This window comes from Geomonas agri, from assembly GCF_020179605.1.
GTDB classification, from domain to species: Bacteria; Desulfobacterota; Desulfuromonadia; order Geobacterales; family Geobacteraceae; genus Geomonas; species Geomonas agri.
Window position 1 is genome coordinate 2,408,587 of sequence record NZ_JAINZO010000001.1, and the last position, 12,094, is coordinate 2,420,680.

The following is a 12,094-nucleotide window of genomic DNA, read 5'->3' on the forward strand; positions in this document are numbered from 1 at the left end:
GAAAAAAAGGGAGACCGTTCATGCGTCTCCCTTTCGTCTGTTAACGACCTTTCTTGCCGATCTCGCAGCCGATCTTGCCGGCGGCGATTTCCCTGAGGGAGACGACCACGTTCTTGTTCGCTGCCCTGTTGTCGATGAGCGGCTTGGCGCCCTTGAACAGCTGCTTCACCCTCTTGGAGGCCAGCATGACCAGGAGGAAGCGGTTGTCCACCTTCTCGAGGCAATCTTCTACGGTAACCCTTGCCATAAGTGAAATCCCCTTTGTGATGTTAAACGTCTAAATCGTGAAGATCCTGGAAAGCCCTTGCAGCAGGCGACCGGTGCGGCACTGCTCGGCGACCAGCACGCTTTTCAGCTGCTCCAGGGCCTCGGAAAACTTGTCGTTGACGATGATGTAATCGTACCAGCGCGCTTCCTTGATCTCGCCGGAGGCGTTGTGGATCCTGCGCTCTATGACTTCCTGCGAGTCAGAGGAGCGGTTGTCCAGGCGGCGCCTGAGCTCCTCGATGCTGGGGGGGAGCACGAAGATGTAGACCCCTCCTTCGAAACGCCCTTTCAGCTGCCGCGCACCCTGGCAGTCGATATCAAGGATAAGGTCGATGCCCTCGGTGCGGGATTCCTTGAGGGTGGCGAGCGACGTGCCGTAGAAATTGCCGTGCACCTCGGCCCACTCGGCGAATTCGCCGGCCTCGACCATCCGGTCGAACTCTTCCTTGCCCACAAAAAAATAATCACGCCCGTGCACCTCTCCGTTCCGGGGAGGGCGCGTCGTGTAGCTGACAGAATGCCGCAAGTTGGGAAAGATGTCAATTATTTCCTTACAAAGCGAGGTCTTGCCCGCCCCAGAAGGGGCCGAAATCACGTACAATACGCCTTCACGTTTCATAGTTCACCCGTTGTACTGTCGGGATCCGCTACGAAAACAGGCCGGCGGAACCCCAAACTGTAAAGTTCCCCTACTCTATGTTCTGCACCTGCTCGCGGATCTTCTCGAGCTCGGCCTTCAACTCCACCACTAGCGCCGCCATCTGGGCGTCGTTACCCTTGGAGCCGATGGTGTTGACCTCGCGGTTGATCTCCTGGAGCAGGAAGTCGAGCTTTCTTCCCACTGGCTCGCTTTTGGCCAGGGTCTCGTCGAACTGGCGCAGGTGGCTTTCAAGACGTACCAGTTCTTCAGTGACGTCACACTTGTCAGCCATGACTGCGACCTCCTGAACCAGGCGCTCCTCGGGAAGGGACGCCTCGCCCAGCAGCTGCGCGATCCGCTCCTTGAGGCGCTGTCCGTACTCGGCCACCACCTGCGGGGCGCGTGCGGCGACCTGGGCGATCAGCTGGGCCAGGGTCTCTCGGCGTCTCTGGAAGTCAGCGTAGAGCGACTCCCCTTCGAAAAGACGCATCTCGTCCACCCGGCGCAGCGCGTCCTCCAGCGCGGACATCAGCTCCTGCGGCATATCTTCGAGGGTCGCCTCAGCCTCGGCCGCCACGGTGACCACGTCACGTTGCGACGCCACCAGCGCGAGATCCACTTCCCCGTGCAGCCCCAACGCCTCACCGATGGTCTGAAAGGCTTTCAGGTAGCCGCGCGCCAGCGGCAGGTTGGCCGTCGGCACGCCGAGCGCCACCGCGTTTTCCACCTGGATGAAGACGTCGATCTTGCCACGTACGAGCTTTTCACCCACCCGCTTCTTGATCTCGTTCTCGAACTGCAGCAGCACGCGCGGGAGCTTGACGGTGATCTCGCCATAGCGGTGGTTCACGCAACGCACTTCGACGACGAAGCGCCCCCCTTCGTGGACGGCCTCGCCCTTGCCATAGCCGGTCATGCTTTTTATCATGCCTTCTCCTTGTCCCGCTGTTTGCAACTTAACGGGATTGCCAAAGTTTTTGTTCCCAGCGCCAGGCGTCGGCGACAATGGTGTGCAGGTCGTTGTAAGACGGCGTCCACCCCAGCACGGTCCGGATCTTGTCCGCGACCGCGATGAGGCTGTCCGGGTCGCCGGGACGGCGCGGTGCCTCGTTGACCTTGAAGTCGACGCCGCTTACGTCCTTCACCACCCTAATCACCTCGCGCACGCTGCTCCCCTTGCCGTAGCCCACGTTGATCACGTCGGATGCGCCGCCGCGTCCCAGGTAGCTCAGTGCGGCCAGGTGGGCCGAGGCGAGGTCTTCGATGTGGATGTAGTCCCGGATGCCGGTGCCGTCGGGGGTATCGTAGTCGGTGCCGAAGATGGAGACACCGTCGCGCCCCCCCAGTGCAGCCTGGCAGGCCACCTTGATCAGGTGGGTCGCCTCGGGTGTTCTCTGCCCCATACGCGCCTGCGGGTCGGCGCCGGCTACGTTAAAGTAGCGCAGCGCCACGTAGGAAAAGCCATGGGCGAAGGCGGCGTCACGCAGCATCCACTCGCTCATCAGCTTGGAAGTACCGTAAGGATTGATGGGGGCGGGGCGGCTCTCCTCTGAGGCGCGCCCCCCTTCGGGCATGCCGTAGACGGCGGCGGTACTGGAAAAGATGAAACGCTCGACGCCGTGCTCCACGCAGACCTGCAAAAGGTTCAGGGTGTTCCTGGTGTTGTTGCTGTAGTACTTGAGCGGCAGGGTCACCGACTCCGGCGCGATGATCGCCGCGGCGAAGTGGAGTACCGCCTTAGCCCCGGTCTCCTTGAGCACCTGGCGGATATTGTCCTGGTCGGCGAGGTCCCCAACGATGAGGCGCTCGCCGTGCACCAACGCGTCGGCCGAACCGGTGGAGAGGTTGTCGTACACCACCACCTCGTGCCCCGCCTCGGAGAGCTGCCTGACCACGTGACTTCCTATGTAACCGGCGCCGCCGGTAACGAGTATGACGCTCATAGCAGGTACCTCCATGACAAAAGATAATGAAAGAGGGTCTAGCCATTGGACTAAACCCTCGGTACGCGGCAACCATACAGGACGGATCGTATTACATCAGCCCCATCGTCGGCCATAGCGCAGCGCTGATCCTCAAACGAGTGATTGCCACAGTTATAGCACCTACCCCACCCCAGCGCAACGCATAAATCTACTGAATAGACTCAGATTCTACTGAATAGACTCAGCATTCGCCAAGACGGGGACTGGAAAAGCTTGAATCAGCCCTCGGGGAGCAGACCCGGTTCATCCAGGCGGTGCACCTTCATCAGGTTGGTGGTGCCGGGGCTGGACAGTGGGCTCCCCATGGTGATCACCACGAGATCCCCCTTTTTGAGCCACCCCATGGCCAGCACCGCCGCTTCCACCGAGATGATCTGGGACTCGGTGTCCCCCTCGATGTCCACCCTGAGCGCGTGCACCCCGGCGTAGAGCGCGAGCCGACGGCGCACCTGCTGCGAGGGCGTCACCGCGATAATGGGCTGAGCCGGGCGGTATTTGGACACCAGCGCCGCGGTGCTGCCAGTCTGGGTGAAGGCGAGGATGGCGGAGGCCTTGACGCTCTCCGCGGCACGGCAGGCGGCCATGCCGATCACCTCGGATATGTTGGGGAGGCTGGTCTGGCCGTTGGGCGCCTTGCAGCACTGCGCCATGAGCTGGGGGTCGGTCTCGATGTCGCGGGCCACCTGCACCATCATGGATACCGCCTCGATCGGGTACTTGCCGGAGGCGGTCTCGGCGGAGAGCATGATGGCGTCGGTACCGTCCAGTATGGCGTTGGCCACGTCCGAAGTCTCGGCGCGGGTCGGGCGCGGGTTGTTCACCATGCTCTCCAGCATCTGGGTCGCGGTGATCACTGGCTTGCCGGCGTCGTTGCAGCTGCGGATGATGCGCTTTTGGATCAGGGGGACCTTCTCGGGGTTCAGCTCAACGCCCAGATCCCCGCGCGCCACCATGATCCCGTCCGAAACCCGCAGGATGGCGGCGAAGTTCAGGACCGCCTCGGGCTTCTCGATCTTGGCGATTATGCGCAGCGGCGAGCCGGCCCGGTCGATGATCTCCTTCAGTTCGACGACGTCCGAGGCCTCGCGCACGAAGGAGAGGGCGACGTAGTCCAGTTCCTGGTCCATGCAGAACTGCAGGTCCTCCTTGTCCTTTTCGGTAAGCGCGGGGGCGGAGACCTTGGCGCCGGGGAGGTTGATTCCCTTGCGGTCCTTCAGGAGCCCACCGGTCACCACCTGGCAGCGCACGTCCTCCCCGGAGACCTCAAGCACCTTCAGTTCCATCAGGCCATCGTCGAGGAGGATACGGTCCCCAGCCTTCACGTCGCGCGGCAGCCCCTGGTAGATGGTCGGTATGACGTTGTCCTGCCCCAGCACCTCCCTCGTGGTCACCACCACCTCGCTGCCGGCCAGCAACGGCATCGCCCCTCCGACCATGAGGCCGGTGCGGATCTTGGGCCCCTGCAGGTCTCCGAGGATGGCCACGGCGTGCTCGTGCTCCTGGGAAAGCTTGCGGATGTGAGTGATGACGGCGGCCTTGGAGGCGTAATCGCCGTGGGAGAAGTTGAGGCGGAAAACATCGACGCCGGCATGAATCAGGGCGTCCAGCATCTGCTCGGAATCTGACGCAGGGCCAACGGTGGCTACGATCTTGGTGCGACGAAACATGGGTTCTCCTGGTCGAGCAGGCGCTGGCGGGGACGGTGCAGGTGGACCGTCTCCCCCGCCTGGTGCCGGCTCGCGAAAGGGGGATGTGCTGTTTGAGGAACGACCCTAAATATCTACCCGAAATCGGGGCGGGACGCAATGCGTATCGGCAGGTTTTTGCTGGGAGTTTTGCCGGTCACCGCTTTTGCAGCTGGCTCCAGCGGAAGCAGTCGACGGTGTGGTCGTTCACCATGCCCACTGCCTGCATCATGGCGTAACAGATGGTGCTCCCCACGAAGCGGAAGCCGCGCCGCTTGAGGTCGCGGCTCAACCGGTCCGAGGTCTCTGTTCTGGCAGGGACCTCGGCCAAGCTGCGCCAGGCGTTCTGAATGGGGGCGCCGTCCACGAAGCGCCACAGGTAGGCGTCGAAGGAGCCGAACTCCTGCTGCACGCCGAGAAAGGCGCGCGCGTTGTCCACGGTGGAGCCAATCTTCAAGCGATTGCGGACGATGGCACGGTCGGCAATGAGCCGGGCTTGGTCGGCTTCCGAAAAACGGGCCACCAGTTCCGGGTCGAAAGAGGCGAAGGCGCGGCGGTACCCTTCGCGCTTTCTCAGGATGGTGATCCAGGAAAGCCCTGCCTGCGCCCCCTCCAGGGTGAGGAACTCGAAGAGGAGGCGGTCGTCGTGCACCGGCACTCCCCATTCGAGGTCATGGTAGGCACAGTAAAGGGGATCGCTCCCGGCCCAGCCGCAGCGGTTGGGGCTAGTCGCGTCCGTGACGGCCACGGTCGGAGTCCCTGTCTTCCCTGCGCTGCTCGTGCTCGTAGCGTTTCTGCTCCTGCCTCTGCTCCTTCTCGAAGCGCTTGTCTTCCTTTCTTTGTTCCTTTTCGAAACGCTTCTCTTCCTTTCTCTGCTCCTTGGCGTACCGCTTCTCGTCCTTTTGCTGTTCGTGACGCGCCTTCCAGTAGCCGCGGTCGCTGCGGTGCCTGCCCTGGTAATGTGCCCGGTCACGCTGGTAAACAACGTACTCGTGCGCCCGGTATTCCCTGATGCGCTCGATGCGGTAGCGGCGCAGCGGCGGCGGGAGTTCGCGGTACCTGACCGGGACCCAGCGGCCCCGGTTATCGGGAGAGCGGTACCAGCGCCCGTCGCGGAAGCTGAAATAGACGTTGTTGAGGTAGAAGAGGTCGTAGGGGACCCCCACCGCCACGTAGAAGCCCAGCGGCTGCGGATAGATGAACTGCACGTCCTCTTCGGGCTCGTCGTAGTAGGGGTCGGGCTGCACCGGCACCGGGGCAGGCGCCACCACGACCGGACGGGGGGCGGGGGCCGGGGCCACCACCACGGGGCGCGGCTCGTTACCGAGGTGAATGTTGACGTCTACTCCGACGTTGCCGGCCTGCGCGTGGGAGAGCATGAGCGGCAGGGCCACGGCCTGCAGCACGAGGGCGCGCGTAATCTTATGTATCATTGACATCTGTTCCTCCTTGGATGATGAGGTCAGCCTGCGACACTCAACGGTTTGCATCCTTCGTCCGGGGCGGCGAACCGCTTCATGTAGCCGGTGAAGTCCTCCCCCGGCATGGGGGAGGCGAAGTAGAATCCCTGCGCCTCGTCACAGCAGCGCTCCACCAGGAATTCGAGCTGGGCGTCGCTCTCGACCCCCTCCGCGATCACCTTGAGCTTCAGGCTGTGGGCCATGGAGATGATCGCCGCGGCGATGGCAGCGTCGTCGCTGTCGGTGACCAGTTCAGCGATAAAGGAGCGGTCGATCTTGATGGCGTCGATGGGGAAGTGTTTCAGGTAGTTGAGCGAGGAATAGCCAGTGCCGAAGTCGTCGATGCTCAATCGCACCCCCATCTGCTTCAGGGCCTGCAGCGCGTCGATATTCTTTTCGGCGCGCTCCATGATGACGCTCTCGGTAAATTCCAGCTCCAGCGAGCTGGGACGAACCCCGGTCTCCTCGATGACGCAGGCCACCGTCTCCAGGAAATCGGGCTGCCGGAACTGCCGCCCCGAGATGTTGACTGCGACCTTGAGCCCCGGGAAGAAGGCGTCCCACTGCACGGCATGCATGCAGGCCTCCCTCAGCACCAGGTCACCAAGTTCGAAAATGAAGCCGCAGGACTCGGCAATAGGGATGAACTCGTCCGGTCCGACCAGGCCGAACTCGGCGCTGTGCCAGCGCAGAAGCGCCTCCGCGCCGGTCAGGCGCAGGGTCTTCAGGTCCCACTGGGGCTGGAAATAGAGGTAGAACTCCCCCCGCGCCAGCCCCTGGCGCATCCCGTTCTCCAGCGCCACACGGCGCATGTTCACCTGGTTCATCTCCTGGGAGAAGAACTGGTAACCGGCCTTTCCCTCGCTCTTGGCCTGGTACAACGCGGCGTCGGCGCTGCGCAAGAGGCTCTCCACGTCGCGGCCGTCCTCGGGGAACAGGGCAATGCCGATGCTGGTGCTGCCGTAAACTTCCTCCCCGTCGATAAGGAACGGCTCGGTGAAGAGCGCCTGCAGCCTGGCGGCTGTTGCCGCCACCCCTTCGTCCCCTGGGACCGGGTTGATCACGATGACGAACTCGTCGCCCCCCAGCCGCGCCAAGGTGTTCGATTCGCACAGGCACCCCGCCAGCCGGGCCGCCACTTCCTGCAGGAACTTATCACCTATTTCGTGTCCCTTGGAGCTGTTCAGGTCCTTGAAGTTGTCCAAGTCGAGAAAGAGAAGCGCCAGCTCGCGCCGCTCGCGCTGGGCAAGGGCAAGTGCCTGGTGCAGACGGTCCATGAGCAGCGTCCGGTTGGGAAGCTTGGTGACGCTGTCGTAATAGGCGAGGGTCTCCAGTTGTTGCTCGCAAAGCTTGCGCTGGGTCATGTCTTCGCAGGCGGTCAGCATGCCCAGGTATTCGCCGCCGGCATTGCGGATCGGGAGCGAGGTGAGCTGAACCGGGAAGATCATACCGTCCTTGCGCAGGTTGAGTCCCTCGCGCTTCCAAAGCCCAGCGGTGCGCTGGTTGATGCGCCGGGCGGCTGTTTGCCCCTCGGGCGCCAGGACGCGCGCCGGCCTGCCGACCAGCTCTTCCCGAGCGTAACCGTGCATCTCCGCCTCGGCACGATTCACGTAGACGATTTTGCCCTCCCTGTCGCTGATGGTGATCCCCGCCGAGATGGGAAGGAAATCGATAGCCTCCTTCAGCATCGCCAGACGCTCCTCGTCCTGCTGCAGTGGGTTCAGCAACTGCAGGGAGCCGGAACCCAGCTGCAAACAGGTTGGTAGGTCGTTAGTCGCATCGTGCATGGGGTCTCTCCTGCCGCCGGCCTGGCCGTGGCATGAACGTCTGGATTGACATAAAAGGCGATGGTGAGGGAGTAGGTGGTAGCCAGCTCCCGTGGCAGGGCGCACGGGGCAGGCTTAGGACAACGTCATTAGAAGCGGGCAAAAAAAAACGGGTTGCCGGTATCTTAGCTGAACCTGTGCTAGATATTTCGGCAACCCGGCTGTCTCAGGGAGACCCTTGGGCTTTCCGTCCCACCCTCGCGGATGGTTTAGTATTATCGTTTATCTTTTTCCGGTGCTGTCCGTTCTGGCGCGCTTCGGAATAGGCGAGCCGCCCTTTCCCGATTGTCTCCGGCAGCCGTTGCTGCCCTTGCCATCGCGTAGAAGGTTTAACCAGATGGGGAGGGAAATGTCAAATGAAATCAACCTTAGGTAGGGAGGACCCTGGGCAGGTTTCCCCCAGGCCAAGATCCTCAAGGCAACCGAGACCAAGCGTTTCCGTCGGCTGGACAGCCAGGAGGACGTCGAGGCCAACGTGCGCATTACCGCGACGCACCAGGTACTCCCTCGGATGGTCACGGACAGCAAGTTCCGCGTCGACCTCTTTTCCAGGCTTAATGTCATGAACATCTGCTTGCCGAGACTTCGGGACCGCAAGGAAGACATCGAGTCGTTGGTGCAGTACTTCTTCGAGACGCTGAACGAGGAGTACGTCAGGTCGTGATCCACGCGGCGCCGGAGGCCCTGGAATCAGGGGACGACATCTCCGGGTTGGCGACGTGGCGCCCTGTGACGCAACAAAAAAAAAGGCCGCGCCTTTCGGTGCGGCCCGAAGGAACCGTAACTGCTAGTTGCTTAGCGTCCTGCTCCGCCACTGCCTCCTGTACCGCTGCCGGTGCCGCCCATGTCTCCGGTGCCGCCGGTCCCTGCGCCGCCGGGGCCCATGGTGCCACTGGGACCGCCCGTGGCCGGGGTACCGTAGTTAGGCTGCAGCCCGGTGGCCCCGGTGCCCGGACTTCTCCTGGTGTGTTTCCTGGTCCTTTTTTTGCTGCTTTTCTTTTTTTTCTTCTTGGTCTTGGTTTTGGGCTTGGCCGTTTCGGCACTCCCCTGGTCACTCTGGGTCCCGGTCGAAATGCCGGTCCCTTGGCCGCCGGAATAGCCCGAATCAGTTCCGGTCGTGTCTGCAGCCCAGACCATTCCAGCGAACGATACTGCTACCAGCGCGGCTACGATGGTGGATAGTACTTTTTTCATAATGATCCTCCTGAGTTTGATAAACAACCGACACACTATAGCACGTCATTAGTTTTTACCAATCATCGATAGGCTTTTTTCGCCAGCCCCGCTACCAGGTTTTTTCGACTCTCCCGCTTGACAGGTTAATCTCTTATAGTTATAAACGTCTAATCTAAATTCGCGCAAAAGGAGAGCGGCACGTTGAAAACGATGAAACCTTTCGATCTGGCCCACGAGCAGTATCAACTATTGATGGCAAAGTTTCAGACCACCAAGGATCTGCGGGAAAAGAATATACTCTTCAGACGGCTCACCAACCTCCTTGCAGTGATGGAATTCCTTATCTCCATCCATAAACCCCACTAACCGGCGTTAATCCAGGGGGCGTGTCAAGCGCTCCTTGGCTTCCGAGCCCACGCTTCTTTCAGACTTGCCTTACCACCAGTAGTGACATCCTAGTCAGAGTTCATGCTATAATGCTGTCAATCTTGGTGACAGGCTATGAGTATTCCCGCCGTTCGCACTACTTCCCCGCAACTTCGGACTGCACGCCTTTGGTTTGCCGCATCGCACTTCATTGCCATACTGCAACAGGAATTCTTCGCCCACTGGCACCGTGCCCTACGCAGGTTCGACCTGGACGAGGTGCATGACCTGCGCGTGGCGTCGCGCCGCCTGCGCGAGGGCCTTGCCCTGTTTTCCCCGATGCTGCCGGGGAAAAAGGTGTCCCGGCTTTCGCGCAAGGTGAAAAAGCTTACCGTTTTGCTGGGTGAGTTACGCAACGTTGACGAGGCGCTGCTTTTTTTCTCTGGTTTGGCCGGGGTGGAAACCGGTGCTGCCCCTGCTGCAACCGCGGAGCTGCTACGAACGCTGTCCAAGGAGCGGGAGACAGCCCAGAAGGATTTGACTGGGGTGCTGGCGGGGTTCAACGCGGGGAAGATGGAAAAGAATGTGACGGGATTGTATCGGAAGCCAAATCCGTTCAAACGGGACGGGGTGGACCCCTTCACCAAGATCGGCCCCTTTGCCGCAGATGCCCTGCACGCGCGGGTCACGCTGGTCGAGGAACTTTTCCCGGCCGCGCTACACGAAGGGGACGCTGTGGCGCAGCACAGGCTGCGTATCGCCTTCAAGAAACTGCGCTACCGGCTGGAGATCCTGGCTCCTCTGTTGGAAGACCAGGGCGAAGAATTGCGCCGAGTCCTCAAACGCTACCAGGACGTCCTGGGCAAACTGCACGATGTGGATGTTTTCGGGGAGATGGTGCTGCAACGGGTGACGACGGGAACGGGACAGGAAGAGCTGCTGCAGGCACTGGCGCAGCACCGGGCCGCGCTCTACGAGAGCTTTACCCAGGCGCACCGCGATCAGCCGCTGCCCCTCCTGATGAATCAGATCAGCGCGGAGCTTCGCCTTCCCCGTCGGTAAGACCCAACAGGAACGCAGCCGTAGCCTCGCAGACCCGGGTGGCAAAAGAGAGGTTGAGGGTGTCGATGGTATCGCTGTGCTGGTGGTAGTGGGGATTGCGGAAGTTGGTGGTGTCGGTCAGCATGATGGCAGGGTAGCCGGCATCCCAGAAGGGTGCGTGGTCTGACCTGCGGGTATCGGGGAGGAGTTCGCCGTTGCCCGGCACAACCAGGGGGACCACCGGGAGAGCAACCTGGAAGCTGTCAGCGGCCAGGGCAAACCGGGTGACCAGTCCCTGCGACAACTCGTTCCCGATCACGGCAAGAAAGTCGCCATGAGGGGGCACCTGCAGCGGCACCCCTGCGGGAGCGCGTTGAGGCACCGAGCTACCGGCGAAAGCCACCGATTCCAGCACCACCACGGCCTCGATTGCCCACCCCTGTGCCGCGGCCAGCGCAGCCAGTGCACGGCTTCCTCGAAGGCCGGTCCCGGTCTCATCCGCACCCGAGTTCTCCTCTAGGTTCACCCCGATGAACTGCAGCGTCACTTCCGGCTGCCACTGTTTGAAGATCGTGGCGAGTTCAAGCAACAGCGCGACGCCGCTTGCGTTGTCGTCAGCCCCCGGCGAACCGGCCACGGTGTCGTAATGGGCCAGCACCAGGACCCGCTGGTTCGGCCGGCGCTTCCCCAGCTTCGTCGCGACCACGTTGTGGTACTGCTCCCCGCCATTCTCGAAGCCATGCAGGTCCACGGCGTAGCCCAACGCCCGCAACGTGTCTTCCAGGTAGTCGCAGGCCCGCTGCAACGCGGCGGGCGCCGCCATCGGATGCCGGACCCCCTCCAGGAACTTCAGGTGCTGCTCGATTCGAGCCCTGGAGACAGCAGGGAGCACGCTACCCTTGCCCGCTCCAAAGGCCGACCTCACTTGAGCGCCTCGAGTTCCCGCTCCAGGTTCTGCACCCGGGCCTCGTCAGAGCGCACGTCCTCCAGTTTCTTGAAATAGGCGGCACGTGCAGCACCGGCCATAGAGAGGGCGCTGTTCTTGGTGACGTAGGGGTTCTTGGCGTCGCGGGCCTTTCCTTCGGCGAGTTCCTTCTGGAACTTCTTGGCTTCTTCCAGCGACGGCGTTCGTCCCTTGAGTACCATCCACCTATGATGCAGCTTCTGCAGTTCCTGCTTTTTACCCTGCAGGCCGCCGCGGATCTTCGCCAGTTCGCCGGAAAGCCTTTCCCTCTGCACGTTCTTCTGGTCGACGGGAACTGCTGTGCCTTCCTTCGCTGTGGACGGGATTGAAGAGGTCTCCTGCTTGGGCGCACTGGTCGCAGGCTTCGCGGCGCTTGCCGGGTCCACCTCCTGGGCACGCTTCAGGTACTTGTCCGGGATACGGTCCGTGTCGTCGGTGAAATGAACGGTACCGGCATCGTCGCGCCACTGGTAGGTGCCGCAAAAAACAAGCGCGGGTGCGGCAATGAGCAATACCGTGGCAACCATGGTCGTGCGTCGCATGTGTCCTCCGGAAGTGCAAGATCTGCAGTTCAAGGCTGAAGATAATATGCATGTGGCGCCATTTGTCAATTTTCTTTTGTCGCGTCTCATCTTCTCGCATCCCGGTGCTGCCGTGCCCGGTTGCCCAAAGCCGCAGGACGCG

The 12,094-nt window shown here is 61.8% G+C and carries 14 protein-coding genes and 1 riboswitch; of the genes, 3 read left to right on the top strand and 11 right to left on the bottom strand.

Annotated elements, in window-relative coordinates; genetic code table 11:
- Positions 1-40 precede the first annotated feature (40 nt).
- From rpoZ to K7R21_RS10530, 8 genes are all read right to left on the bottom strand, one after another.
- Positions 41-247 (bottom strand): DNA-directed RNA polymerase subunit omega, encoded by a 207-nt coding sequence (gene rpoZ, locus K7R21_RS10495; protein WP_015721519.1) that lies wholly within the window; start codon positions 245-247, stop codon positions 41-43.
- A gap of 30 nt (positions 248-277) precedes the next feature.
- The gene (gene gmk / locus K7R21_RS10500; protein ID WP_224983201.1) at positions 278-886 is read right to left on the bottom strand and encodes a guanylate kinase; all 609 of its coding nucleotides are present in this window, start codon (positions 884-886) and stop codon (positions 278-280) included.
- A 70-nt stretch (positions 887-956) separates the two neighbouring features.
- Positions 957-1,835 carry a YicC/YloC family endoribonuclease gene (locus tag K7R21_RS10505; RefSeq protein ID WP_224983202.1) on the bottom strand — a complete coding sequence of 293 codons (879 nt, stop codon included), beginning with the start codon at positions 1,833-1,835 and terminating at the stop codon, positions 957-959.
- A gap of 28 nt (positions 1,836-1,863) precedes the next feature.
- Complete coding sequence (gene galE, locus K7R21_RS10510) at positions 1,864-2,850, bottom strand: UDP-glucose 4-epimerase GalE (protein WP_224983203.1); 987 nt, start codon at positions 2,848-2,850, stop codon at positions 1,864-1,866.
- 260 nt (positions 2,851-3,110) lie between these two features.
- Positions 3,111-4,559: a pyruvate kinase gene (pyk, locus tag K7R21_RS10515; protein WP_224983204.1), complete on the bottom strand. Its 1,449-nt coding sequence runs from the start codon at positions 4,557-4,559 to the stop codon at positions 3,111-3,113.
- 175 nt (positions 4,560-4,734) lie between these two features.
- Complete coding sequence (locus K7R21_RS10520) at positions 4,735-5,325, bottom strand: DNA-3-methyladenine glycosylase I (protein ID WP_224983205.1); 591 nt, start codon at positions 5,323-5,325, stop codon at positions 4,735-4,737.
- Entirely contained in the window at positions 5,303-6,016 is a 714-nt protein-coding gene (locus tag K7R21_RS10525) for a hypothetical protein (RefSeq protein WP_224983206.1), read from the bottom strand. Before K7R21_RS10525 ends, K7R21_RS10520 begins: the two co-directional genes overlap by 23 nt.
- 23 nt (positions 6,017-6,039) lie before the next feature.
- Positions 6,040-7,824 (bottom strand): putative bifunctional diguanylate cyclase/phosphodiesterase, encoded by a 1,785-nt coding sequence (locus K7R21_RS10530; RefSeq protein ID WP_224983207.1) that lies wholly within the window; start codon positions 7,822-7,824, stop codon positions 6,040-6,042.
- 187 nt (positions 7,825-8,011) lie between these two features.
- Positions 8,012-8,087, bottom strand: a riboswitch (cyclic di-GMP riboswitch).
- 221 nt (positions 8,088-8,308) lie between these two features.
- On the opposite strand from K7R21_RS10530, the gene K7R21_RS10535 reads away from it, so the two are divergent.
- Positions 8,309-8,527: a sigma 54-interacting transcriptional regulator gene (locus tag K7R21_RS10535; RefSeq protein ID WP_263630688.1), complete on the top strand. Its 219-nt coding sequence runs from the start codon at positions 8,309-8,311 to the stop codon at positions 8,525-8,527.
- Positions 8,528-8,658: 131 nt separating this feature from the next.
- On the opposite strand, the gene K7R21_RS10540 is transcribed toward K7R21_RS10535, so the two are convergent.
- The gene (locus K7R21_RS10540; protein WP_224983208.1) at positions 8,659-9,057 is read right to left on the bottom strand and encodes a hypothetical protein; all 399 of its coding nucleotides are present in this window, start codon (positions 9,055-9,057) and stop codon (positions 8,659-8,661) included.
- A gap of 183 nt (positions 9,058-9,240) precedes the next feature.
- Here K7R21_RS10540 and K7R21_RS10545 point away from each other — a divergent pair, with 183 nt between their 5' ends.
- Positions 9,241-9,405: a hypothetical protein gene (locus K7R21_RS10545; protein WP_224983439.1), complete on the top strand. Its 165-nt coding sequence runs from the start codon at positions 9,241-9,243 to the stop codon at positions 9,403-9,405.
- A 135-nt stretch (positions 9,406-9,540) separates the two neighbouring features.
- On the top strand, positions 9,541-10,467 hold the full coding sequence (locus K7R21_RS10550; protein ID WP_224983209.1) for a CHAD domain-containing protein: 927 nt from the start codon (positions 9,541-9,543) through the stop codon (positions 10,465-10,467).
- Here K7R21_RS10550 and K7R21_RS10555 read toward each other — a convergent pair.
- Both K7R21_RS10555 and K7R21_RS10560 read right to left on the bottom strand, forming a co-directional pair.
- Positions 10,436-11,371, bottom strand: a complete 936-nt coding sequence (locus K7R21_RS10555) for a M28 family peptidase (RefSeq protein ID WP_224983210.1) — start codon at positions 11,369-11,371, stop codon at positions 10,436-10,438. The genes K7R21_RS10550 and K7R21_RS10555 overlap by 32 nt on opposite strands.
- Positions 11,368-11,952: a DUF4124 domain-containing protein gene (locus tag K7R21_RS10560; RefSeq protein ID WP_224983211.1), complete on the bottom strand. Its 585-nt coding sequence runs from the start codon at positions 11,950-11,952 to the stop codon at positions 11,368-11,370. The genes K7R21_RS10555 and K7R21_RS10560 overlap by 4 nt, the downstream gene beginning before the upstream one ends.
- Positions 11,953-12,094: the final 142 nt, after the last annotated feature.

Bases quoted from the DNA above. Each gene is read 5' to 3' on its own strand.
- galE (WP_224983203.1), bottom strand. From the start codon at position 2,850: ATGAGCGTCATACTCGTTACCGGCGGCGCCGGTTACATAGGAAGTCAC.
- K7R21_RS10540 (WP_224983208.1), bottom strand. From the start codon at position 9,057: ATGAAAAAAGTACTATCCACCATCGTAGCCGCGCTGGTAGCAGTATCG.
- K7R21_RS10550 (WP_224983209.1), top strand. From the start codon at position 9,541: ATGAGTATTCCCGCCGTTCGCACTACTTCCCCGCAACTTCGGACTGCA.
- K7R21_RS10560 (WP_224983211.1), bottom strand. From the start codon at position 11,952: ATGCGACGCACGACCATGGTTGCCACGGTATTGCTCATTGCCGCACCC.
- K7R21_RS10530 (WP_224983207.1), bottom strand. From the start codon at position 7,824: ATGCACGATGCGACTAACGACCTACCAACCTGTTTGCAGCTGGGTTCC.
- K7R21_RS10525 (WP_224983206.1), bottom strand. From the start codon at position 6,016: ATGTCAATGATACATAAGATTACGCGCGCCCTCGTGCTGCAGGCCGTG.
- gmk (WP_224983201.1), bottom strand. From the start codon at position 886: ATGAAACGTGAAGGCGTATTGTACGTGATTTCGGCCCCTTCTGGGGCG.
- rpoZ (WP_015721519.1), bottom strand. From the start codon at position 247: ATGGCAAGGGTTACCGTAGAAGATTGCCTCGAGAAGGTGGACAACCGC.
- K7R21_RS10505 (WP_224983202.1), bottom strand. From the start codon at position 1,835: ATGATAAAAAGCATGACCGGCTATGGCAAGGGCGAGGCCGTCCACGAA.
- pyk (WP_224983204.1), bottom strand. From the start codon at position 4,559: ATGTTTCGTCGCACCAAGATCGTAGCCACCGTTGGCCCTGCGTCAGAT.